Annotated in this window: 17 protein-coding genes and 1 tRNA gene; 9 read left to right on the plus strand and 9 right to left on the minus strand. The window is 57.5% G+C overall.

The window, feature by feature from the left end:
• Positions 1–17 precede the first annotated feature (17 nt).
• Positions 18–359 carry a histidine triad nucleotide-binding protein gene (locus tag LL947_RS04160; RefSeq protein ID WP_290820672.1) on the plus strand — a complete coding sequence of 114 codons (342 nt, stop codon included), beginning with the start codon at positions 18–20 and terminating at the stop codon, positions 357–359.
• A 71-nt stretch (positions 360–430) separates the two neighbouring features.
• Here LL947_RS04160 and LL947_RS04165 read toward each other — a convergent pair whose 3' ends face one another.
• The 5 genes from LL947_RS04165 to LL947_RS04185 all read right to left on the minus strand — a co-directional run bounded on the left by LL947_RS04165 (position 431) and on the right by LL947_RS04185 (position 5,755).
• Positions 431–1,297 carry an SDR family NAD(P)-dependent oxidoreductase gene (locus LL947_RS04165; RefSeq protein WP_499834051.1) on the minus strand — a complete coding sequence of 289 codons (867 nt, stop codon included), beginning with the start codon at positions 1,295–1,297 and terminating at the stop codon, positions 431–433.
• 147 nt (positions 1,298–1,444) lie between these two features.
• A complete protein-coding gene (ettA, locus tag LL947_RS04170; protein WP_499834052.1) occupies positions 1,445–3,106 on the minus strand; it encodes an energy-dependent translational throttle protein EttA in 1,662 nt (553 codons plus the stop codon).
• Between the two features lie 205 nt (positions 3,107–3,311).
• Positions 3,312–3,545 carry a PA3496 family putative envelope integrity protein gene (locus LL947_RS04175; RefSeq protein WP_404416699.1) on the minus strand — a complete coding sequence of 78 codons (234 nt, stop codon included), beginning with the start codon at positions 3,543–3,545 and terminating at the stop codon, positions 3,312–3,314.
• A 194-nt stretch (positions 3,546–3,739) separates the two neighbouring features.
• Positions 3,740–4,180, minus strand: a complete 441-nt coding sequence (locus tag LL947_RS04180; protein WP_290820680.1) for a PAS domain S-box protein — start codon at positions 4,178–4,180, stop codon at positions 3,740–3,742.
• 261 nt (positions 4,181–4,441) lie between these two features.
• On the minus strand, positions 4,442–5,755 hold the full coding sequence (locus LL947_RS04185) for an MFS transporter (RefSeq protein ID WP_499834053.1): 1,314 nt from the start codon (positions 5,753–5,755) through the stop codon (positions 4,442–4,444).
• A 241-nt stretch (positions 5,756–5,996) separates the two neighbouring features.
• Between LL947_RS04185 and LL947_RS04190 the strand changes: the two genes are divergently transcribed.
• Positions 5,997–6,872, plus strand: a complete 876-nt coding sequence (locus tag LL947_RS04190) for a DMT family transporter (protein ID WP_290820684.1) — start codon at positions 5,997–5,999, stop codon at positions 6,870–6,872.
• A 9-nt stretch (positions 6,873–6,881) separates the two neighbouring features.
• Here the strand turns inward: LL947_RS04190 and LL947_RS04195 are convergent, their stop codons facing one another.
• On the minus strand, positions 6,882–7,493 hold the full coding sequence (locus LL947_RS04195) for an arylesterase (protein ID WP_499834371.1): 612 nt from the start codon (positions 7,491–7,493) through the stop codon (positions 6,882–6,884).
• Positions 7,494–7,605: 112 nt separating this feature from the next.
• Here LL947_RS04195 and LL947_RS04200 point away from each other — a divergent pair, with 112 nt between their 5' ends.
• From LL947_RS04200 to LL947_RS04230, 7 genes are all read left to right on the plus strand, one after another.
• Positions 7,606–8,385 (plus strand): ABC transporter ATP-binding protein, encoded by a 780-nt coding sequence (locus tag LL947_RS04200; RefSeq protein WP_499834054.1) that lies wholly within the window; start codon positions 7,606–7,608, stop codon positions 8,383–8,385.
• The gene (locus tag LL947_RS04205; protein WP_499834055.1) at positions 8,382–10,952 is read left to right on the plus strand and encodes an ABC transporter permease; all 2,571 of its coding nucleotides are present in this window, start codon (positions 8,382–8,384) and stop codon (positions 10,950–10,952) included. The genes LL947_RS04200 and LL947_RS04205 overlap by 4 nt, the downstream gene beginning before the upstream one ends.
• Positions 10,953–10,954: 2 nt before the next feature.
• The gene (locus tag LL947_RS04210; RefSeq protein WP_499834056.1) at positions 10,955–12,433 is read left to right on the plus strand and encodes a polyphosphate kinase; all 1,479 of its coding nucleotides are present in this window, start codon (positions 10,955–10,957) and stop codon (positions 12,431–12,433) included.
• Between the two features lie 114 nt (positions 12,434–12,547).
• On the plus strand, positions 12,548–13,813 hold the full coding sequence (glyA, locus tag LL947_RS04215) for a serine hydroxymethyltransferase (RefSeq protein WP_499834057.1): 1,266 nt from the start codon (positions 12,548–12,550) through the stop codon (positions 13,811–13,813).
• 169 nt (positions 13,814–13,982) lie between these two features.
• Positions 13,983–15,998, plus strand: coding sequence for a diguanylate cyclase (locus LL947_RS04220; protein ID WP_499834058.1), 2,016 nt, complete (start codon positions 13,983–13,985; stop codon positions 15,996–15,998).
• 32 nt (positions 15,999–16,030) lie between these two features.
• A complete protein-coding gene (locus LL947_RS04225) occupies positions 16,031–16,978 on the plus strand; it encodes an AEC family transporter (RefSeq protein WP_499834059.1) in 948 nt (315 codons plus the stop codon).
• An 80-nt stretch (positions 16,979–17,058) separates the two neighbouring features.
• Positions 17,059–17,135, plus strand: a tRNA-Arg gene (locus tag LL947_RS04230).
• A gap of 112 nt (positions 17,136–17,247) precedes the next feature.
• Here the strand turns inward: LL947_RS04230 and LL947_RS04235 are convergent.
• The 3 genes from LL947_RS04235 to LL947_RS04245 form a co-directional block, all read right to left on the minus strand.
• Positions 17,248–19,647 (minus strand): YbcC family protein, encoded by a 2,400-nt coding sequence (locus LL947_RS04235; RefSeq protein ID WP_499834060.1) that lies wholly within the window; start codon positions 19,645–19,647, stop codon positions 17,248–17,250.
• Positions 19,644–21,221, minus strand: a complete 1,578-nt coding sequence (locus LL947_RS04240) for a proton-conducting transporter transmembrane domain-containing protein (protein WP_499834061.1) — start codon at positions 21,219–21,221, stop codon at positions 19,644–19,646. Before LL947_RS04240 ends, LL947_RS04235 begins: the two co-directional genes overlap by 4 nt.
• Positions 21,222–21,398: 177 nt before the next feature.
• The gene (locus LL947_RS04245) at positions 21,399–22,280 is read right to left on the minus strand and encodes a DMT family transporter (RefSeq protein WP_290820699.1); all 882 of its coding nucleotides are present in this window, start codon (positions 22,278–22,280) and stop codon (positions 21,399–21,401) included.
• Positions 22,281–22,392 lie beyond the last annotated feature (112 nt).

Raw genomic sequence — 22,392 nt, forward strand, 5'->3', positions numbered from 1 at the left:
TGAGTCAGGAGCTTTTCATGGATTGTCTGTTCTGCAAGATCATCAAGCGTGAAATCCCCGCGGATATCGTTTATGAAGACGATGAGGTGCTGGCCTTTAACGATATCAATCCGCAAGCACCCACGCATATTCTGATTATTCCCAAAACGCATATTGCGACCCTCAATGATATTGAAGAGCCTGATCTGGCGATGATCGGTCGCCTGCAGTACACCGCCGCCCAGCTGGCCAGGGAAAGAGGCTTTGCTGAAGACGGCTATCGGGTAGTGATGAATTGTAATGAAATGGGTGGCCAGACGGTCTATCACATCCACATGCACCTCATGGGTGGGCGGGAATTCACCTGGCCAGCAGGCTGACCACGGCGTTAAGGCGAGGTGAGCCTTCGTGTTTGTCCGGACAAGGTCGAGCAGACGCCATCAGGAGGCGCCTAACGACGCTCAGCACGCGTTGAGCGTAGCAGGACGGCATCCATGCCCCGGCTTGTCAGTATGCGTCTTAACAGGCCGAATAACCGCGTAGGCAAGGTAACCGCATAGCGAGCTTTTGGGCGCGGATGCTCCAGTGCGTGAATCAATCGGTTTACGACAGCATCAGGATCAAGGGCGAAGGGTGTCTTGCCTCTGTCCGCTCCTGCCAGTCGGGCCTGTACCTTCTGATAGGTCGAGGCATGAGCGCTATTTACGGCATCAATATTGTCCTTGAATGCGCGGTAGGCATTGTCACGAAAACGGCTGTTGATCGGGCCAGGCTGGATCAGGCTGACATGGATGCCACTGCCATCCAGCTCCAGACGCAGGGTATCCGTCAGCCCTTCAAGCGCAAATTTAGAGCATATATAGGCGCCTCGATAGGGGAGTGCAGCAAACCCAAGCACGGAGCTGTTCTGGACGATTCGGCCGTGGCCCTGCGCGCGCATCATCGGCAGAACCCGGGCGGTCAGTTCATGGGTGCCCAGCAGGTTGACCTCCAGTTGTTGGCGCAGCACCTCGCGGCTCAGGTCCTCCACTGCCCCGGGCTGCCCGTAGGCGGCGTTGTTGAAAAGTGCATCAAGCTTGCCCCCGGTACGCGTCATCAGCTCTGCCACGCCAGCCTGGATCGAGCGGCTGTCGGCAAGATCAATCTGAAAGGCTTCAAGGCCTTCCTGTTTTAAGCGTTGGACATCGGCAGGCTGTCTGGCAGTTGCCAACACTCGCCATCCACGCGATTGCATGGTGCGCGCAGCAGCGTGACCAATGCCGCTTGAGCAACCTGTGATCAAAAGGCTGGGTGGCGAATCTGGTCGCTTGTCGGCCATGGAAAAACTCCCTGATGGGTAGTGCCAAAGGCGTCAGTGGTCCAATCAGACCTGAAGGCAGAGTTAAAAAAAGCACCCCGTGGCCTGTTTCTGAGGGAAACAAACGTCGGGGTGCCAGTCAGCAGCATTGTCTGTCGAACGCCTCGATCAGGCGTCGATACGCTTGTACTTCATGCGCTTGGGGGTGTCATTGCCGACGCGCTTTTTGTGATCTTCTTCATATTCGGTGTAATTACCGTCAAAAAACACCACCTGGGAATCCCCTTCGAACGCCAGAATGTGAGTGGCGATGCGGTCGAGGAACCAGCGGTCGTGCGAGATCACCATGGCACAGCCAGGGAAGGCCAGCAGGGCTTCTTCCAGGGCGCGCAGGGTTTCAATATCCAGGTCGTTGGAAGGTTCGTCCAGCAGCAATACATTGGCGCCCTGTTTCAGGGTCTGTGCCAGCTGTAAACGACCACGTTCACCGCCGGATAACTCATCCAGACGCTTTTGCTGATCATTACCCTTGAAGTTGAAACGCCCAACGTAGGCGCGCGACGCCACTTCATAGCCATTGATGTTGAGAATATCCTGGCCCCCTGAGACGGCTTCCCAGACGGTCTGCTTGTCATCCAGAGCATCGCGAAGCTGTTCAACGTAGGCAATGTCGACGGTTTCACCGATGACCACTTCGCCGGCATCGGGTTGTTCCTGACCGGTAATCAGTTTGAACAGCGTCGACTTGCCCGCGCCGTTGCCGCCAACGATCCCGACAATGGCGCCGGGCGGAATGCTAAACGACAGGTCTTCGTAGAGCAGCTTGTCATCAAACCGCTTGGTGACATTGTGAAACTCGATGACCTTATCACCCAGGCGCGGGCCTGGCGGAATATAGATCTCGTTGGTCTCGTTACGTTTCTGGAAATCACCCGACTGCATTTCCTCAAAGCGGTTGAGGCGTGCCTTGCTTTTGGCCTGACGGCCCTTGGCGTTGGAGCGCACCCACTCAAGCTCCTGCTTGATGGCTTTCTGGCGCGAGGCTTCCTGTTTGGCTTCCTGATTCAGGCGCTGATCTTTCTGTTCAAGCCACTGAGAATAGTTGCCTTCAAACGGAATGCCCTGACCGCGGTCAAGTTCGAGAATCCAGCCGGCCACGTTATCCAGGAAGTAACGGTCGTGGGTAATGGCGACAACCGTGCCGCTATAATCGTGCAGGAAGCGTTCCAGCCAGGCAACGGATTCGGCGTCAAGGTGGTTGGTAGGCTCGTCAATCAGCAGCATGTCAGGATTTGAGAGCAGCAGACGGCACAGGGCTACCCGGCGACGTTCACCGCCCGACAGGTGGCCGACTGTGGCTTCCCAGGGGGGGAGACGCAGCGCCTCGGAGGCCACATCAAGCTTACGCTCGATATTATGCGCATCGGCGGCCTCAATCATGTTCTCGAGACGGGCCTGCTCGCTGGCCAGAGCATCAAAGTCGGCGTCTGGCTCGGCATAGGCCGCATAAACGGCGTCCAGTTGTTCCTGCGCCTCTTTCAGTGCGCCAAGCGCCTCTTCGACGGTGTCGCGAACGTTCTTGTCATCATCCAGCGCCGGTTCCTGGGGCAGGTAGCCGACATTGATGCCTGACATGGGGCGGGCTTCGCCTTCAAACTCCTGATCGACACCGGCCATGATACGCAGGAGCGTCGATTTACCTGCACCGTTCAGACCCAGTACGCCGATCTTGGCACCAGGAAAGAAAGACAGTGAGATATCTTTAAGAATCTGTTTCTTGGGTGGCACAATTTTGCCGACCCGGTTCATGGTATAAACGTATTGCGCCATGGAAATCCGATAGGTTGGGAAATGGACGATAGTGATTGAAAAAGTCACTGCTTACCTGGTGAGCAAAACAGTGGACAACGGTTCAACCGTTACACCAGGCAGGTGTTTCATGATGATAGTGCCGAGCTTGACTAAAGGCCAGCACCCTATGCTGAAACCGGGCACTGCTCAGATGCGACGAAGGCCAGGCCAGGGAATGCAGCACTCAGTCGTCGCTGTACCAGTCGTCGTCAAGGGCTTTACGCAGACGACGCTCTTCAAGTAGTGCTTCAACGCGACGTCGGGCTGTCAGCGTATCGCGTTTACTCGAACGGCTGCGCCCATACTGGTCGTCGTTGACAGCGTCCTGGGAATCCAGGTCATCGTTGTCGGGAAACGCCGAGGGATGTTCAGACGGGCAATAGTAATGGGTGCTGCGATCAATGGGGTCACGGCGCATATCAAGGCTCTCCAACCCAAGCCGGTAAACCGGCAGCTTTAGACGTCACCATAGTGATGGGCAGTGTCATATCGCGACAGTCACCAACAACATGGCTGCATTTATCGCTGTATAGCGCTGACGGGGTTGGAGATCAAGCCCCCTGATGCATCTTTTACTGATATTGGACTTTGATAGCTCAGGCTTTCTTCCCGCTATTGGTGGGTATCTTCCTGCTGTTTGCGCAGGGCATCAAGTGCCATCTGGGCTTCGACTCGTTCCGTAACGTCTTTCTGTACGCCGATGTAATACATCAGTTTGTCGTCTTCATCGTAGACAGGCGTGATGGACAGCTCGTTCCAGAAGGTGCTGCCGTCCTTGCGGTAATTGCGCAGCACTTCACGCGAGGGCCTTCCTTCCTTCAGTGCGACCCGAATTGCCTTAAGCGCCTCCTGGTCGCGGTCATCGTTCTGTAGAAAACGGCAATCGCGATAGAGGATTTCGTCCGCGCTGTAGCCTGTCAGTCGCTCGAAGCCTTTGTTGACATAGATCAGAATATTTTCGTCGCCTTCCTGTTCGGCAACTACAATGCCGTCTTCGGAAGCGTCAACAATCCGCTCGAGTAATTCCGGGCTGATCAAGGGAGATCGTTTCATTAAGAGTTTCCTGTTGCAGCTCCAGTCCTTTCCGCCGACCATTTTATAAGTGAGCCATGGTCAATCGGCACTTCTTTGGGTGCTTGTCAGTTTATTTAACAGTGTATCAGAACCACAATAGCAAATGTCGCCTTGTCTGGCTTGCTTACCATGCTAGCTATATTGTCGAGCTACAGCAGGTAATGCAATCCATGCTTGATACTTTGACAGGTTCTGACGCCATGGTTCTGTTACTTCCGCTACGTCATTAAGTTCACTCGCTTATTCTACTTCTGGCAGTTGTTGGGCACTGAGTATGGCACCAAGGGCCGCTGCGGCGAGTACAACCAGCAATGCCCCACTGCCAAGCCATTGGGCCAAACCGCCAAGGACACCCCCCACTATCAACATCAAAATGCCCGTCAGGGTATTGGAAAGCGCCACATAAAGGGCGCGATTATCCTGTCTGGCCATATCCACCAGATAGGTTTTACGCCCCAGGCGAACTCCGTGATGGACAATGACCAATAATCCATAGATCAACGCATAAGGCCAGATTTGTGAGGTCCAAACGGCCGGTAGCCAGGCCAGCAGGGCGCCAGCCAGGCAGCAAAACACGGTGCCCGCCGCGGCATCGCGCATGACCCGGCGACTGGAGGTATCCGCCCGCTTGCCCCAAACAGGGTCAGCCAGCATGCCTGCCAGGCCGGATACTACCACCAGCAGACCCAGGCCCCCCAGCTGAGCGCCGCTCTGCTGCTGGCCGAGTAGTGCGATATAGGGCAGGGCCAGAGCACTTGACAGCAGTAGGGCGCGGGCCAGGTTGAAGTGTAGAAAGGTGCGGTCTTCTTTAAGCAGCGAAAGACCAAGCTTCAGGCTGTCCCAGGCGTTTTCGCCGCCGTCGATAGCCCCGGGTGACTCCTGAATGCGTGCTGCACAGAAGGCGTTAAGCGCCCAGCCAAGTGCTGCAATGCCAAGCAGTATGGCTAATGCAAGCTGGCCGGGTCGGTCCTCGAACAGCATCAGTACGCCACCGGCCAGCAGAGTAGCCGCCCCGGCAACGCTGCCGCTCCAGCCCATCAGGGTGCCACGGCGCTTTTTGGCAATGGTCTTACCCATTACATCCTTGGTGGCAATCGAAGAAAGTCCGCGAGCCAGGGACAGTGCCACCAGTGAGGCTAATACCAGCGCTCCTCCCAGGGTGCCCTTGCCCAAGAGCGCCAGCAGTGCCAGTGCCAGGGCACTCAGCGCCTGGAGCAACCCGCCGGCCACCCAGACCCATTTGCGTTGGGGCTTGAGTCGGATAAAACCGGCGACAAACACTTGCGGCAAAAGGGCGCCCGACTCGCGAATGGGGACCAAGAGACCGACCATCCAGACCGGTGCGCCGATCACCCCCATCAACCATGGCAGTACCAGCCGGGCACTGGAGAGTTCATCAGCCAGCTTGTTGCCCAGTGAGGCCCACAGGTGGCGCATAAAGTTTTGCGGCTGATCCTTGCAGGCACTGTCAGGAATGTCGTCACACATCCGCGTGTTTTCATCCCCGGTCAGCCATTCATAGATCTGCGTCTGAGAAATGTCAGGTCCTGCCATTACGCCTCCACGGCTGTTATGTTAAGGCCATCGCAAGCCCAGAGCCTTCATCTTGCCTGCCAATCACTTGAAATGAAAAAAATGATGAAGCTCAGCTTTTAGCCTAGCAAGCTTTTTGCCCACATAGGAGTGGCGTGATGTCTCGTTATATGTGCTGGATCCCTGCGACAGCGCAAGTTACCAGGGCGAGTGCGTGCCCGCTGACCAGGAAAGATAGAGAGAGTCCCTGTGAGGATGAAGCATGAATCAGGATAGGCAGGCAATCCTCTATGGCCTGGGCGCGGTCATGCTGTGGTCGACGGTGGCGACGGCCTTCAAGGTGGCGCTGGCATGGATGACACCGTTAGAACTGATGTGGGTGGCGGCACTGGTGTCCTGGCTATTGATGGGCGCTCTGGTGGTATGGCGTGGCCAGGGGCGGCAGGCGCTGTCGTCAGGCTGGCGCACGGCGGCCTGGGCCGGCCTGATGAACCCGGTGGCCTACTATCTGGTGCTGTTTGCCGCCTACGACCGCTTGCCTGGGCAGGAAGCCATGGCGCTCAACTACACCTGGGCGCTGGCGATGGCCCTGCTCGCCGTGCCAATTCTGGGCCAGCGGCTGACGCGCATGGATATCGTCGCCGGGCTGGTGGCCTATGCGGGCGTCTGGGTGATTGCCACCCGCGGGCAGGTGCTGAACGTGCAGTTTGCCGATTCCCTTGGGGTGCTGCTGGCCCTGGCCTCAACCCTGTTGTGGGCGCTTTACTGGCTACTCAATGCGCGGGATGCCCGCGAGCCGCTGGTAGGCCAATGGCAGAACTTCAGCGTCGGCCTGCCAGTATTGACAGTACTGTTGCTGTTCGGGCCAGGGGTTAACTGGCATGGCTGGCCTGCCTTGGGTGCGGGCGTCTACGTGGGGCTGTTTGAGATGGGGATTGCGTTTATTCTTTGGCAGCTGGCAGTGCATAAGGTATCGCGCACCGCCAAGGTCTCCAACCTGATCTTTCTTTCGCCGCCCATCTCGCTGCTGTTGCTTTTCTGGGTGGTCGGTGAACCTATCCTGCCTTCCACCCTGGTCGGGCTGGTACTGATACTCGGTGGTCTGGGGCTGCAGCAACGCCAGCAAACCGCTGACTGATACACTGCCTCAGTCGCTGGCCTGGTGGGCAAGCTGCCGCTCTACTCTGGGGGCCAGCAATGGCCAGACGTTTTCCAGAATGATGGGCTGCGCTTCTGCGGTAGGATGAATGTCATCGTCCTGCATCAGCTCGTCATCAAGGGCCACCCCTTCAAGCAGAAAAGGAAGCAAAGCAACGTCGTAATGGTCGGCGAGCCGGGTGAAAACGTCCTTGAACGCCTCTCGGTAGGCGGCGCCGTAGTTCGGTGGTATATCAATACCCAGGAGAATCACCTCGGCATCCATGGCCTGGCTCTGTTCGATCATCCGGGCCAGGTTGTCATGCAGTTGCTGTGGCGAAAGGCCGCGCAAACCGTCGTTGCCACCAAGCTCGAGAAGAACCATGTTAGGCTCATGCTGTTGCAATAAGTCAGGAAAGCGCTGGGCACCGCCACCGCTGGTTTCACCGCTGACGCTGGCGTTGATCACGTCGACATCATCGCCCAGGCGTTCAGCCAGGAGAGCGACCCAGCCCTGTTCCTGGTCCATATTGTAGGCAGCGCTGAGGCTATCACCCATCACCATCAGACGCAGACGCTCATCTGCCTGAGCGGTGGCCGGTACTGAGAAGACAAACATCATTAGCAGTACCGCAAGCGGCCATGCCACACTTGTGGACCCGGGTCTTCCCCAACCCGCCTTTATTGACAACGTCTGTATTAACAAAGCACTTATTGAAAAGGTACTCCGCTTCATGTCCGATTCCTCTGATTCATCATCCAGGGTGACGCCTGAAACGTTGACCGCTTCTGGCCAGCAAGGTGCCGCAAACACGGTGCTTCAGGCAACGTCTTTATGCAAGACCGTTACCAGTGGTGAACGCACATTATCCATATTACAGAACCTGTCAATTAACGTCGTGGCGGGTGAAAGTGTGGCCATTCTTGGCAAAAGCGGGGCGGGTAAATCCACTCTGCTGGGGTTGTTGGCAGGACTGGATATTCCCAGTGAAGGCGAGCTGATGATGTTTGGCCATGCTCTGGGCCGGCTGGATGAAGACGGACGGGCAGGTTTGCGTGCCGGCAGGGTAGGGTTCGTGTTTCAGAATTTTCAGTTGTTACCGACCCTGAGCGCCATTGAAAACGTACTCCTGCCACTTGAGCTTTCACCCCGTTCCGGCGAGCTGAAGACAGCTCAGTACTGGTTGGAGCGGGTTGGGCTTGGCGAGCGTACCAGCCATCTTCCCAAGCAGCTTTCCGGCGGCGAACAGCAGCGAGTGGCGATTGCCCGTGCCTTTGTAACCGACCCGGAACTGGTGTTTGCCGATGAGCCCACCGGCAACCTTGACCCGGAAACTGGCGCCCAGGTGATTGATCTGCTGTTTTTCCTGAACCAGGAGGCCGGCACAACCCTGATACTGGTGACTCATGACCAGGCCCTGGCGCGGCGCTGCAGCCGCTGCCTGCGTCTTGAAAACGGTTATCTCAGCGAATTTCAGCCTGAGGCTGATGTGTCCAGCGGGGAAAGTGCATGACGGCCAATAATCTTCGCCTTGCAGGACGTAGTCTGAGGCGTGACTTACGCGCAGCAGACGTGCGTGCCCTGTTTGCGGCCCTGGTGCTGGCCGTTGCGGCATCGACCATGATTGCCTTTTTTATCGACCGTATCGAGCGCGGGCTGGAACGTCAGGCCAGCCAGCTGCTGGGCGGCGATCTGGTCATTGAGCAGCGCGACCCCTTTGCCCCCGATGTCCGTGACGCCCTGGAAGGCGCCGGGTTTACCCTGAGCGATCAGGTGGATCTGGTATCGATGATTCGCAAAGGTGAACGCTTCCAGCCGGCCAGCCTCAAGGCAGTGGATGATGTCTACCCGCATTACGGGGTCTCCCAGGTTGAGCGCGGAGACGGCGTGGAATCTCTGGCCTCCGGCCCGCCTGCCGGGGAAGCCTGGGCAGACCCTCGCCTGGCCAATCTGATTGATCTGGCGCTGGGGGATGAGATCAAGGTGGGCGGCACCACCTTGACGGTTACAGGCTTCATCGAACGGGAAGCGGATCAATCGGCAGGTTTTGGTAACTTCAATCCGCGCCTGATGGTGCATGTTGACGATCTTGAGGCAACCGGCCTTATTCAGGAAGGCTCACGGGTGGAGTTCGAGATTCTCGCCGCAGGGCCGCCGCAAGCCCTCGACGCCGTTCAGCCATTATTGAATGAGTTGCGCCGTGACGGCGTTGAAGTGCGTGACATTCGCGCGGACCGGCCTCAGCTGGGCAATGCGCTGGAGCGGGCGGAAAGCTATCTGGGTATTGCCGGTCTGGCAGCGGTGCTGTTGGCGGGCGTCGCCGTGGCCATGTCAACTCGCCGCTATGTCGAGCGACACCTGGATACCGCTGCCTTGCTGCGCTGTTTCGGTGCCAGCCAGCAGCAGCTGGGTATCATTTTCGGGCTACAACTGATCGGCCTGGCGCTGGTGGCCTCATTGTTGGGCGCACTGCTGGGTCTGGTGGGGCAGGCCATCCTGCTGGCGCTGCTGGCCAATTTCTTGCCCATGACGCTGCCACCACCGGGTATCATGCCGCTGCTGCTGGGCGTCTTTACCGCCATTGCCGTGCTGGTGGGATTTGCCGGCCCGACCCTGTTACGTATCCAACGGGTCAGCGCCCTCAAGGTACTGCGTCGGGAGCTCGACCCGCTGCCGCCTTCAGCCTGGCTGGTGGTGGTATTTGCGGCCCTGGTGTTCGGGGGCCTGCTGTGGCTTTATTCGGGCAGTGCCGTGCTGTCGCTCGCTCTGCTGGCCGGTGGCGGTGTGATGCTGCTACTGCTCTGGGCATTGAGTGCCTTGTTGCTGAACGCTGTGCTGCGTCTTGTGCAAGGCCTGAAAGGCCATGGCGAATGGCAGCAGGCGTTGCGCCTGGGAGGGCGCCAGCTGGCCAGGCGGCGTCAGGCAGGGCTGGGTCAGCTGCTGGCATTTTCGGTGACTTTCTTTGCCATGGCCATGATGGTGCTGGTGCGCGGTGATCTGCTGACCACCTGGCAGGCCCAGCTGCCTGAGGATACGCCCAACTATTTTGCTCTCAACATTCAGCCCCCCGAGCGGGATCCCTTTGAAGAGACGATTGCGCCGCACGTAGCGGCGCAAAGCACTCTTTATCCGATGGTGCGCGGGCGCATTACCCGGATCAATGATAAGCCACCCCAGCAGGCGGTTGACCCAGAGGCGCGCGGTGATAACGCCCTGCGCCGCGAGTTGAACCTCACCTGGCAGGCAGAACTTCCTGAAGGAAATGAAGTAGTGGCCGGAGAGTGGTTCGACGTCGATGCTGGCGAAGAGGTGCCCTCCATCGGCTGGATGGCCGAGCTGGATGCCGTTGAGCAGATGCCGCCGGTGCCGGTCTCCATGGAGGATGGTCTGGCCAATCGCCTGGGGCTGGGGTTAGGGGATACCCTGACATTCAGCGTTGGCGGGCGTGATATCAAGACCCGTTTAACCAGTTTGCGCAGCCTCAACTGGGATAGCTTCAACCCGAACTTCTATGTGATTTTCCCCCCCGGCGTGCTGGAAACCTTTGGCCATAGCTTTATTACGGCCTTCTATCTGCCTGAGGACGAACAGAACCTGACCCGTGAGCTGGTTGAGCGCTTTCCAGGCGTTACCTTGCTTAACGTTGATGCCATTCTTGGCCAGGTGCGCGATGTGCTGACCCAGGTCACGCGTGCCATCGAGCTGATTCTGGCGCTGGTATTGCTGGCCGGAGTAAGCGTGCTGTATGCGGCCCTGACGGCCAGCCGCCCGGTACGTGCCCATGAAAGTGGCCTGCTGCGGGTATTCGGGGCAGGCAATCGGATGATTTCACGTATTCAGGGCGCCGAGTATGCCCTGCTGGGCGTTGCCAGCGGTTTGATGGGCGCGGCCCTTGCAGAGCTTGCCACCGGAGTGCTTTATATCTACTGGCTGGACCTGCCGCCGCGCCTGCATGGGATGTTGTGGCTGGTGCTGCCTCTCGGCGGCGCGCTGCTTATCGGTGTGATTGGCCATTGGCTATCGCGCGGGCTTCGTCGCCAGGCGCCTGCAGCCAGCCTTGGGTTATTGGGAGAGGCGTAACCATGACGGGTCTGGATGAAAAAGCGCGGCGCTATGCCCTGCTGAAAGCCCAGCTGGAGATGGCGCAGCGGGAAGATAAAGCGGTGATACTGGTTGTGGCGGGTCATGCAGCCACCCATAAAAGCGTGCTGGTCAACCAGCTCAACCACTGGCTGGAAAATCGCCAGACCGAGGTGCATGCGTTGGCACCCAGCGAGGAAGATCGTCTACGCCCCTACTGGTGGCGGTACTGGCGCAGGGTGCCTGCCCGCGGTCGGGTTGGCGTTTTCGTACATGGCTGGTATGGCGATGTTCTTTACGCCCGGGTGGAGCAGCGCATCCAGGCGGGCGCCTTTACTGATCGGCTGGACGAAATCAATCGCTTTGAAACCACGCTGGCGCATGACAGCGTGGTGGTGGTGAAAGTCTGGCTGGATATTGGTGAAGCGCAGCAGGCAGCGCGCCTGCATCATCTACAGACTGACCCGGCGTATGCCTGGCAGGTGAGCGACAGGCATTGGCAACGCCATGCCCAGTATGCTCCTATCCAGCAGTATGCCGAACGGATGCGTGCGGCGACGCATACTGCCCATGCACCCTGGCACTGTATTGCCAGTGAGACACCGTCGCAACAGCTGAATGAAATCATTGCCCTGTTGCAGGATGCATTGTCCCAACCCGCGCCAGTACCGGCTGCGTCTGCAGGCCAATCCTGGCAGGCGGCAAGGAATCCGGCCAGAGGTGACAACTGCCTGCCGCCTCGGCGCCTGGCGGTTGATGACGCAGGTGCATCCAAGGGCAGTGCCGGGGGTTCAAAAATTCCCAAAAAGGTCTATCGCCAGGCGCTTGATGAGCTACAGGCGCGGCTGGCCCACAACCATAGGCGCTGTTTGCAACGAGGCATTCCTGTGGTGCTGGCGTTTGAAGGGCATGATGCCGCTGGGAAGGGCGGCAGCATTCACCGGGTAACCACCGCCCTGGATGCCCGCTACTATCGGGTCTACAGCGTGGCGGCACCCACCGACGAAGAGCGTTTACAACCCTGGCTGTGGCGCTTCTGGCGACGTCTGCCCCAGGATGGCCGCGTGGCAATTTTTGATCGCACCTGGTATGGGCGTGTGCTGGTCGAGCGGGTAGAAGGCTTTGCCAGGCGAAGTGCCTGGGAGAGAGGGTTTTCGGAGATCTGCCATTTTGAGCATCAGCTGCGGCTTCATGGCGCCATCGTCGGCAAGTTTTTCCTTGCCATCAGCAAGGACGAGCAGCTGAAGCGCTTTAACGCCCGCGCCAATACCCCGCACAAGCAGCACAAGCTGACGGATGAGGACTGGCGAAACCGTCAACGGTGGAACGATTATCAACAGGCGCTTGACGATATGCTGAGCCATACCCACACCCAGGGCGCCCCTTGGCAGCTGATCAATACGGATGACAAGCGGCGTGCACGGCTGAGCGTGCTGAACCAGCTCAATGACCTCCTGGAAATCCGTCTGGAAACCCCATGAGCCGTATTCATGATCGACTTGATCAACAAGCAATGAAACCCTTGCTCGCCTGCGTTATGATAGGGGTCCTAACTGTTTTTCCAGTCTGACCTTTCGCTATGAGGTTTACCGCCGATGTTCAGCCGCGACATGAAAATTGCCGGATTCGATGATGTGCTGTTTGATGCCATGCAGAAAGAAGTGGAGCGCCAGGAAGCCCACATCGAACTGATCGCGTCCGAAAACTATGCCAGCCCCCGGATATTGGAAGCCCAGGGTAGCCAGCTGACCAATAAATATGCAGAAGGCTATCCGGGCAAGCGTTACTACGGCGGCTGCGAGTTTGTTGATATTGCGGAAAACCTGGCGATTGATTACGCCAAGGAGCTGTTTGGCGCAACCTATGCCAACGTTCAGCCGCATTCCGGCTCCCAGGCGAACAGCGCTGTGTTTCAGGCGCTGGTCAAGCCGGGGGATACCATTCTGGGCATGAGCCTTGACGCCGGCGGCCACCTGACCCACGGGGCCAAGCCCAATTTTTCCGGCAAGCATTACAATGCTGTGCAGTATGGCCTGAATGAGCAGGGACTGATCGACTATGATCAGGTAGCCTCACTGGCGCGTGAGCATCAGCCGAAGATGATCATTGCCGGTTTCTCGGCCTACTCGCAAATTATTGACTGGGCCAGGTTCCGTGAAATAGCCGATGAAGTGGGCGCTTACCTGCTGGTTGATATGGCCCACGTGTCAGGCCTGGTGGCTGCAGGCGTTTACCCCAGCCCGCTCCCGCACGCCCATGTGGTTACCTCGACGACGCACAAAACCCTGCGCGGCCCGCGCAGCGGGGTGATTCTCTCTGCTGAGGGCGATGCCGATATCGAGAAGAAGTTGCAGTCAGCGGTCTTCCCGGGAGGGCAGGGCGGCCCCCTGATGCACGTGATTGCGGCCAAGGCAATCTGTTTCAAGGAAGCCATGGCGCCCGAGTTCAAGGTCTATCAGCAGCAGGTCATCAAGAACGCACAGGTCATGGCCGAGGTATTTATCGAACGTGGTTTCGATATCGTCTCTGGCGGTACTGAAGATCACCTCTTCCTGCTGTCTCTGGTCAAGCAGGGCGTCACCGGTAAGGATGCAGACGCAGCGCTTGGGCGAGCACATATCACCGTAAACAAGAATGCCGTGCCCAATGACCCGCAAAGCCCCTTTGTGACCTCCGGGTTACGGATCGGAACACCTGCTGTGACCACACGCGGCTTTGGGGAAGACCAATGCCGCCATCTGGCGGGCTGGATCTGCGATATTCTTGACGTGCTTTCGCGCGGTGAAGACTCCAGCGAAACCGAGCAGGCGGTCAAAAGCAAAGTTGAGCAGGTCTGTTCGCGTTTTCCGGTTTATCAGTGATTGATCGCCATTTGCTGGTTAAGCAGACGGCTGGACGACTCAAGGGCGCCTTTTGGCGCCCTTTATTCATTAAAGGGCTGTTAAAAACCTTTGATTACCAATACGCTGGATAATGTAAACTTCATTTAATATTTTTTTAATCAATGGCCTGCCTTTAAAAGGATAATGCGTGGCGTCACCCAGAAACTGGAAAATATTGGCTTGGTTAGTCACCTTACGGGGACGACTGGTTGTCGGGTTGGCGCTTACCTGGTTGGCGATTGTGGCCCTGGTGCTGGCGATGGCCTGGTACCTTGGGCAATCCATGCTGCAACAAAGCAATATGGATCATTTGCGCTATGATTCCAGCATGTTGGCTGATGAGGTTTCTCAGCAGATGCATGCACGCATCAAATCCCTCGAACGGTTAGCAGCTTCCATTGATGACCAGGAAAATGCGACCCTGATCGAGAAGGTGCTTGCTGAAAATGATGTATTGCTGGAATGGTTTGAGGGGCTGCTGGTGGCTGACGCCAATGGTGTCATTGTCGCTGATTGGCCGATGCTTGATAACCGTATAGGGTTTGAAAGCGCTGGAACAGAGTTTTTCCGTATGCTCAAAGGCAGTCGCAAGCCTTACGTCAGTGAGCCTTTTGTCGGTCCGGTCAGCCAATATCCCCTGGTAATTGTCGGTATTCCAAGGATTGATGAAGATAACCGGTTTGTTGGTTATGTGGGAGGAATCGTCAGCCTGAAAACCAGCGGTCTGTTTTCAGGTCTTTCCCGTATGCAGCCAAGGCCTGGCAACTATGTCGCTATCATGACGGCATCCGGGAAATTCCTCTATCACCCAGATCAACAGAAAATCATGCAAGATGTGCCACCCCCTGCCGATAACCCCTGGCTGAATCAGGCGTTGGATGGCTGGCAAGGACAGGCGGTTGGCCCTTTAATCGATGACGAGTCTGGTTTGCAGTCCTATAGTCAGGTATGGCCAGCGGGCTGGGTGGTAGGGCGCTTTCTTACCATGAATGAGGCCCAGACACTGCTGGTCGGCTATATTCAGACGCTATGGTGGGCCTGGTTGGCGCTTGCCATCTTGATGATGCCATTGCTGTGGTGGATTCTCGGCCGCATGTTGCGGCCTTTACGCCAGCTGGAATACCAGATTGCTGAAGTCGGTTGCGGGCGGCGCAGCAAGGTCGCGCTGATGACCAGTATGCGTGAATTAAGGGATGTTTCTCTGACGTTTAACCGCGTAGAGCAAGAGCGCCAGGTTTTGTTGAACAGTCTGCAGGAGCGGGAAGCGTTTCTGGACTCCGTGCTGAGTGCGACGCCGCAAGGCATGTTTGTGGCCGACTTTGATGGTGGTATCAACTACATGAACCCGGCGCTTCTCGAAATGCTGGGCATGCCGGCTACCGTGCAAATGTCGGCGTGGTTACAGCAAGTCCATGAGGATGACCGTCAGGGTGCATTTGATATGTGGCAACACAGCCTGAAAACCCATCGAGACTTTATTCGCCAGTTGCGCTTTGTGCGTAGCGATGGCGAAACCCTCTGGCTGAATGTGCACGCGCGGGTTGTCATGGTTTCCAAGACTGAGCAATCGCTGGGTATGGTAGGAGTCGTCAAGGATATCACCGAACGCCGCGAGCAAGAGGCACTGCAGCGCTGGGAAGCTGAACATGACCCGTTGACGGGGCTGCTGAACCGTCGAGGCTTTGAACGTCGCCTTGAAGAAGCCTTTGTGGAATATCATAAAACCGCGACACCATCGGTTTTGGTGCTGTTTGATCTGGATTATTTCAAGCCGATCAATGATGAAGGTGGACACGCACTGGGCGATGAAATGCTGCGCCGGATTGCCCAGGTGGTGGCCTGGAAAGTGCGCCGCAGTGACCACGTGGCACGTCAGGGGGGTGACGAATTCGGGGTACTCTTGCCCAGCTGTACACTGAATCAGGCCAGCAAGATTGCGAATTCGCTACGCAAGGCTGTCAGTGAAATCTCTGTTACCTATCAGAGGAAACAGTATGCGGTGACGTTGAGTGTTGGCGTCACGGCTTTTGGTGAGAATGATCACAGTATTCAGGACGCCATGGCCCGTGCAGATGCGGCAAGCTATGAGGCCAAGAACAATGGCCGCAACGCCGTGATTGTTCGAACACCCGGCAGGCCGGATTTGCAGGCAGTACCTGATTGAGTTGACCCGCATGATTGAACCAGGAGGGGACTGTGAGCCTGTTCGAACTGTTTGCACGCACGCTGGATGTCACCCTGCCTGTATTCGTAATGGTTTTTCTGGGCGTGGGGCTGAAACGTCTGGGCTGGGTGGACGATGCCTTTATCAACACCGCCTCAGCGCTGGTATTCAAGGCGACACTGCCAACGCTGATTTTTATGAGCCTGATACAGGCCGATCTGGGTGTGGCCCTGAATGTGTCGTTGCTGGTGTTTTTCGTTATTGCCACGGTCGGGCAATTGGCGCTCAGTTGGTTATGGGCGTGGCGGCGAGTGCCCTTCGTGGATCGTGGGGTCTACATACAGGGCGCTTTTCGCGGTAACTGCGGCGTCGTCGGCCTGGCGTTGGCGGCTGCCATGTATGGCAGTTACGGGTTATCCGCCGGTGGGGTACTGCTGGGGGTGGTCATCCTGACCTACAATACCCTGTCGGTGATTGTACTGACGGCCTTTCATCCGGAGAGGCGTTTGAGTTGGCGCCCTCTGCTGCTCGGCATTGCTAGAAATCCATTGATCCTTGCCGTTGTGCTGGCCATTCCCTTTGCCGCCTTGTCAATCCCCTTGCCCGACTGGGTGCTGACATCGGGTGAATATTTCGCCTCCCTGACGTTACCGCTGGCGTTGATCTGCATCGGGGCGACGCTGTCGGCCAGATCCTTGCGCCAGGGCAGCCAGGCAGCGGTAGGCGCCAGCCTGCTGAAGATGGTGGTGCTGCCGATTGTCTCCACGCTAGCAGCCTGGCTGATCGGCTTCTCAGGGCGTGAGCTGGGGCTGCTGTTTCTGTTCTTTGCCAGCCCGACGGCAGCCGCCAGCTTTGTGATGGTCAAGGCGCTGGGCGGCAACACGGACTTGGCGGCCAATATTGTAGCCATCACGACCTTGATGGCCAGCCTGACCGTTACCCTGGGCATCTTTGTATTACGCCTGCTAGGGTGGATTTAACCCGCTGATCATAGAGGTGTTTTGCACCCAGCGGTTGGCGCTGGCGCCGTCAGCCGTTATACTACCTGCCCTTCCGTTATGTCCCTGTAGCTCAGCTGGATAGAGCAGCCGCCTCCTAAGCGGCAGGTCGCAGGTTCGAATCCTGCCAGGGACGCCATTATAGGCGCTGTCATCCTTGGGATAATCCTGGCGTTGGGGCAAGCCCGGATAGGTTCAGGGCGACATGCGCATGAAGATTCCTCCAACATCAGGAGCCTGGCAGCTTTCACTCAAGACGTCGCTGTGTTGGTTGCGGCTTCGACGGACTGCCACGCCAGATCACCGGCGTAACGCCAAGCCATATGGCCCTTCTCATCCAAGGCAAACAAGTGCAGCCAGCGGTTATCGAAGAGAGCGCGCACGTTGGCATGCTGTTCCAATATGTGCGTTATGGCATCTTTAGGAGCCTCAATGCACACTGAGAGCCGAAGCGGTTCGTGGACCAGATGCTCGCCGTCATGAACGGATTGCCAGGGCAGACCAGGGCGCAGAACACCCCCATTACCTTCTACTACGCCCATTCCACCCACCACGTTGTGCAGAAGCTTGTTGCCGCCGCCAAATGCCTTGGGCGCCACGGTTGAGCCGAAGTACTGCAGGCTTATCCAGCTGGCGACCACCACGGGAGCGGTCATGATCAGTTCCAGCACGCCAAAGCCTTCATCCTGCTGCCAGTCGTAGTCGTGCAAAAACGTGCGGCCTTCCAGGTTTTTACCTTGGGTTCGCTGACGTGGCGCGGCGATAAAGGCTTTACAGCCGGCAAGCGCCCACTCAGGGCGTACCTCTGACCAGTCGCGGCTACGCTTGATGACGTCTTGCTCCTTGCTGGCTCCCGGTAAGCGCAAGGCGCGCTCCGTTCGAGACAGAGATCCGGCTCGGGTCAATAGTGTCCGTGCCATCTCGATATCGGCTGAATGTTCCTCGGAAGGATTGTCAGTGTCGAAAAGGATGACAGCATCGGTGGTGGTATCGTGCAAGGCACCCAGAAAGAGGGTGTCTTCGGGGATCACGATATGACGGGTCGCAAGCGCTTGTCTGACGCCTTGGTCGTTGAGCAACTGAGCAAGCAGTCGAGCATTAACGTCTCCCGAGTAACCGCCACAGGCACCGCAGTGAAGGGCACTGGCGTGGGCATTGTTAACTACCTGCGCGCCATGACCGGTCATCAGTACAAGGCGTGCGAAGTCGCGGGTCAGCGACATGGCGCGTAAGATTTTCTCCGCAGTATCAGCCAGTGTTTTTTCATCCAGCGGTGGGTCGAAACGCGGTACGGGGTCCTTGGGGACACTGGCGGATGTTCGATGGAAAGCGCTGCTCAACAGCTTGGAGACGTAAATCGGGCCAGCCGCCTCCACGAACGCGAATGAGGACACGGCTGCAAGTTTGAACCGGTTCCAGGCTCTTACTGCCCGAGCGGTGTAGCGGCTCCTCAGGTCGGCGTCGACCTCTTCTGCACCGGTGGCACACGACGACACGGCCGGTGTTAACAGAACGGGCAGTCTCAGCTCCGACAGGTCGGAGGCAAAGCGGCGGTGCGCCACCGGAAGGCCAAAGAAACCGGCAAAGCCATGGGTGCGAATACCGGAATCGACCGACTCTAGAGACCGACGAAACACTTCCGACCGCACGTCAATGCAAAACGCTGCCTGCATCGTTGGGCGCGTGCCCTGCGTTGCGGCGGATGGTGCCTTCAAGGTGGCGGCCAAGGCGCGCTGAGATGAGCATTCGGCAGCGTCTTGCAAAATGGCATCAATCTGCGTTTCGGGATCCGGTTCGGGCGGAACAGAATGGGAGGCCACCACGGCCTGCCACTGCTCCTTGAGCGGCGTCTGATACTGGATGAAAAACGCTTCTTCCCAGAGTAACCGAATGGCAAGAAAGTCCCGGGCAGTGCTATCAGAGGTGCCGTTCTGGTCTGCTTTCCAGAGTCGGTAGCGGGCACATTGTGACCAGCCGCCAAGTGTCATCAATAGCTGGTGAAAATAGGTGTCAAGCGCTTGCGGTGGCAGATCAAGTCTTTCAACCACCCGATTCATGACGTCTTCAGCCTTTTCGGGGGCATTATTGACGTGTGCGGCAAACCCCTTGAGTCCGCCTATTTCTGGTGTCAGATCGCGACTTGCGAAGGCCCGCCAAGCCGCATAGGCACTGGTGTCCTGCGGTGCCGCCCAGAGCGCCTGGCCCTGGTCAAAATAGGCCGCCGCCCAAGCGCCAAAGCGCTCCGCCAGAAATGCTGGCCAGTCGATGCCAGACGTGTCCGCGGCCAGGTCTGCCACTGTGGGCAAGGCTTCGGGGGGGAGAGATGGCTTGGCTGCAGCCGTTTTCAATGCTTCCAGGTCAAATGGCCCAAGCTCAGCGGGCGCCCGCGACAGTGCAGCCGAAAGGTCATGATCCGTTATTTCACCGCTAACAATGCGTGCGTGATACCAGTGACGCGGCATGGTAACCGAGACACCCGCTACGCGTCCCAGCCTTGCGCCAGTACTCGCCAGGTCGAGTTGAGCCTGACCCAGGAAAGGGTTGACCGCGACACTGGAATCCAGAGGCCAGAGTGGCGGTATGTTCAACACCGCTGCGGCAGCAGCATCGAGTACGCCGGCTTGCTGATCAGTAGGATGTACATGTGTCATTGGGAAACCCCTTTTTTCGATTGACGCGGGCGAGACCAGCCACCAACCAGTCGGTCAAAGAGTGCGTTGATGTAAAGACCATTCGAAAGATGAACCCGCAAGCCAGCGGCAGCAGGGTGGTAAGCCCACAGGGGAAACATGGCCTGGGCAATAGCGACGAGACCGAAGCTCAGCACCACCAGGGTCAGCAGTGCCCACTCCAGCGGACGCGGTTCTGGCGCTGGCGGCAGAGTACCCTGGGTGAGCCACTCGGCAATGGTTTGAAGCGCAAAATAAGCAATACCGGCCAGCAGGGAATAGAGAGCCGTACGCTGGGTCAGAATCCTGGGAGCGGTATCGGCCAGCCCCTGGGCCAGCAAGTAGGCTACCCCCAGTATCAGCACTGCACCCAATGCAATTGCCTGGGGCGATTTGCTATCGAACCCGAAAAATGTGCCAACCAACCCGTATAACAGCAGGGCTACCAGGAATGCGCGCGCCACTGCAGCGCCGCTGGGAATCGCGATAGGGCCGGGGCGGCGCACCTTGGCAACTTGTTCGACAGCGCTGCCAGCGCTGAGAAACGCATGAGCTTTGTAGAGGGAATGGGCCACAATATGAAGCAGCGCGATGGGAAACAGCCCCAGCCCGCACTGCAACATCATAAAGCCCATCTGGGCAATCGTTGACCACGCCAGCGACGTTTTGACTGCCGGTTGGGTCAGCATCGTCAAGCCACCTAACAGCGCCGTAAAACCGCCGACCATGACGAGCACTGCCATGATGGCGGGCGAAAGCAGAATCACATCCGCCAGACGAATCAGCAGAAAACCGCCGGCGTTGATGACCCCAGCATGCAGCAGCGCTGATACTGGTGTGGGTGTTTCCATTACCTCAGTCAGCCAGCTGTGCAAGGGAAACTGAGCGGATTTAACCAGCGCGGCCAGCACAAGCATTGCCGCCGCCCAAGGGGCTATAGCCGGGCTTGCCCCATCACCAATGGCCTCACTGATAGCGGCGATATCGGTGGTACCGAAACCGAAAAAAAGCAGCAGGACAGCCATCAGAAGCGCCAGATTACCAACCCGGCTGGTCAAGGCCTTCTTGCGTGCAGCCCGCTGGGCTGGCGCACGCTCTGGATAGAACAGCAACAACTGGTGTAAGAATCCCCCGATCAGCAACCAGCTGATCATCAATTGGATGAGATTTCCTGCCTGTACCAGTAGCAGGACGGCCACCAAAGTGGCGCACAGCCAGCCCGTGAAAATTCCCTGACGTGCTTCGCCTTTCATATAGGTTGAGGAATAGCGCAAAACAATCCAGCCTACGAAAGACACCAGCAGTAGCATGACAGCACTGACGGAATCGAGGCGTGCCGAGAGACCTATCCCGCCTGCACCCAGTAAAGGGCTGGTGCCTGGGCCATGAGTGATGAGCGTTACGCACGCCAGAATGGACAAACCAAACGCCGTCAATGCAGACGCTTCGGCTAACCTGGTCGTTAAACGTAAATGTTCTTTGGAAAGAGAAAAGGCAGCAATAGCGGCCATCAGAAGCAGTGCAGGTGGTAAGTACGCAACAAGATAGACAGACAAGGGCAATTCCTTCTTGATTATCAGTGTGAAATGACGATACACATATCAAAAAGATAATTTAAATACATTTATCATGACAATTTGTTCTTTTAAAAAGAACATTAAATGTCTATTCCAGATATTTGCGTGACAAATGCCATCGTGCCGAGTGGGCGAAACACCTTTTCCAACCCGCCATCAGCCGAAGCGGCGTTGGCTGATGGCAATGCCCAGCAGAATCATCACCAGGGCCACGTAACGATCGGCGGTGGCAGCTTCGCCCAGAAAGCTGACGCCAGCGGCAAACGCGATCACCGGTATGATGTAGTTGATCATGGACAAAAAGCTCGGGCCCTGGCGCTTAACGATCGTAAAGTAGACCCAGTTGGCCAGCCCTGATGAGAACACCCCGAGTAATACGACTGCTCCCAGCGGCACCCAGTGAATTTCCAGCGTCCAGGGACGGTCAACCACCAGTGCCACTGGCCATAGCATCAGGCTGCCCGCCACCAGAGTGCCGGTGCCGGCCACCAGCACGGACAGCTTTGGCAGCCGTTTGGTGTAAATGCTGTTGACCGAATAGCAGACGGTCGCCGCAATTATCGCCATCTGTGCCCAGAAGGCATCCCCACCCAGGTTGCCAAGCGCCTCAGCGCCGACCAGTATCAGCACCCCCAGAAAGCCTAGGACAAACCCGATTGCCTTGCGCACCGACATGGGTTCGTTGGCAATAAAGAAATGTGCCAGAATCATTACATTGATTGGCATCAGGGCCATCAGGATGCCGGCCAGGCTGCTGGAGACATACAGCTCGCCCCAGGAAATCAGCGAGAACGGCAGCACATTGCCAAGCAGGGCCAGGCTGGCGAAGCGTTGCCACCAACCTTTATCGGTAGGTAGTCGCAAGCCGGCAGCGCGCATGATGATATATAGCGTCAGCGCACCAAGGCTCAGCCTCACCGCCACCAGCGTCAGCGGCGGAAATGAGGGCAGTGCCAGGGCAATCAGCATGAACGCCAGCCCCCAGGCCAGCGATAGATACAGCAACAGGATCCAATCCAGCGGTGTGCGTGTCGGCATTTTGGGCAACAAAGCGTTGGTCAGTCGTGATGAACAAAGCGACGAGTGTAGAGGATCTGCCGCTGGCCAACCAGCGATCATGCGGCTTTTTAACGACGCCACAAAAGGAGTC

The organism is Halomonas sp. BLK-85 (genome assembly GCF_044792155.1).
Taxonomy (GTDB): Bacteria; Pseudomonadota; Gammaproteobacteria; order Pseudomonadales; family Halomonadaceae; genus Vreelandella.

Bases quoted from the DNA above. Each gene is read 5' to 3' on its own strand.
- LL947_RS04245 (WP_290820699.1), bottom strand. From the start codon at position 22,280: ATGCCGACACGCACACCGCTGGATTGGATCCTGTTGCTGTATCTATCG.
- LL947_RS04200 (WP_499834054.1), top strand. From the start codon at position 7,606: ATGTCCGATTCCTCTGATTCATCATCCAGGGTGACGCCTGAAACGTTG.
- LL947_RS04175 (WP_404416699.1), bottom strand. From the start codon at position 3,545: ATGCGCCGTGACCCCATTGATCGCAGCACCCATTACTATTGCCCGTCT.
- LL947_RS04205 (WP_499834055.1), top strand. From the start codon at position 8,382: ATGACGGCCAATAATCTTCGCCTTGCAGGACGTAGTCTGAGGCGTGAC.
- glyA (WP_499834057.1), top strand. From the start codon at position 12,548: ATGTTCAGCCGCGACATGAAAATTGCCGGATTCGATGATGTGCTGTTT.
- LL947_RS04160 (WP_290820672.1), top strand. From the start codon at position 18: ATGGATTGTCTGTTCTGCAAGATCATCAAGCGTGAAATCCCCGCGGAT.
- LL947_RS04190 (WP_290820684.1), top strand. From the start codon at position 5,997: ATGAATCAGGATAGGCAGGCAATCCTCTATGGCCTGGGCGCGGTCATG.
- LL947_RS04210 (WP_499834056.1), top strand. From the start codon at position 10,955: ATGACGGGTCTGGATGAAAAAGCGCGGCGCTATGCCCTGCTGAAAGCC.
- LL947_RS04185 (WP_499834053.1), bottom strand. From the start codon at position 5,755: ATGGCAGGACCTGACATTTCTCAGACGCAGATCTATGAATGGCTGACC.
- LL947_RS04180 (WP_290820680.1), bottom strand. From the start codon at position 4,180: ATGAAACGATCTCCCTTGATCAGCCCGGAATTACTCGAGCGGATTGTT.
- LL947_RS04195 (WP_499834371.1), bottom strand. From the start codon at position 7,493: ATGATGTTTGTCTTCTCAGTACCGGCCACCGCTCAGGCAGATGAGCGT.
- ettA (WP_499834052.1), bottom strand. From the start codon at position 3,106: ATGGCGCAATACGTTTATACCATGAACCGGGTCGGCAAAATTGTGCCA.
- LL947_RS04165 (WP_499834051.1), bottom strand. From the start codon at position 1,297: ATGGCCGACAAGCGACCAGATTCGCCACCCAGCCTTTTGATCACAGGT.
- LL947_RS04235 (WP_499834060.1), bottom strand. From the start codon at position 19,647: ATGACACATGTACATCCTACTGATCAGCAAGCCGGCGTACTCGATGCT.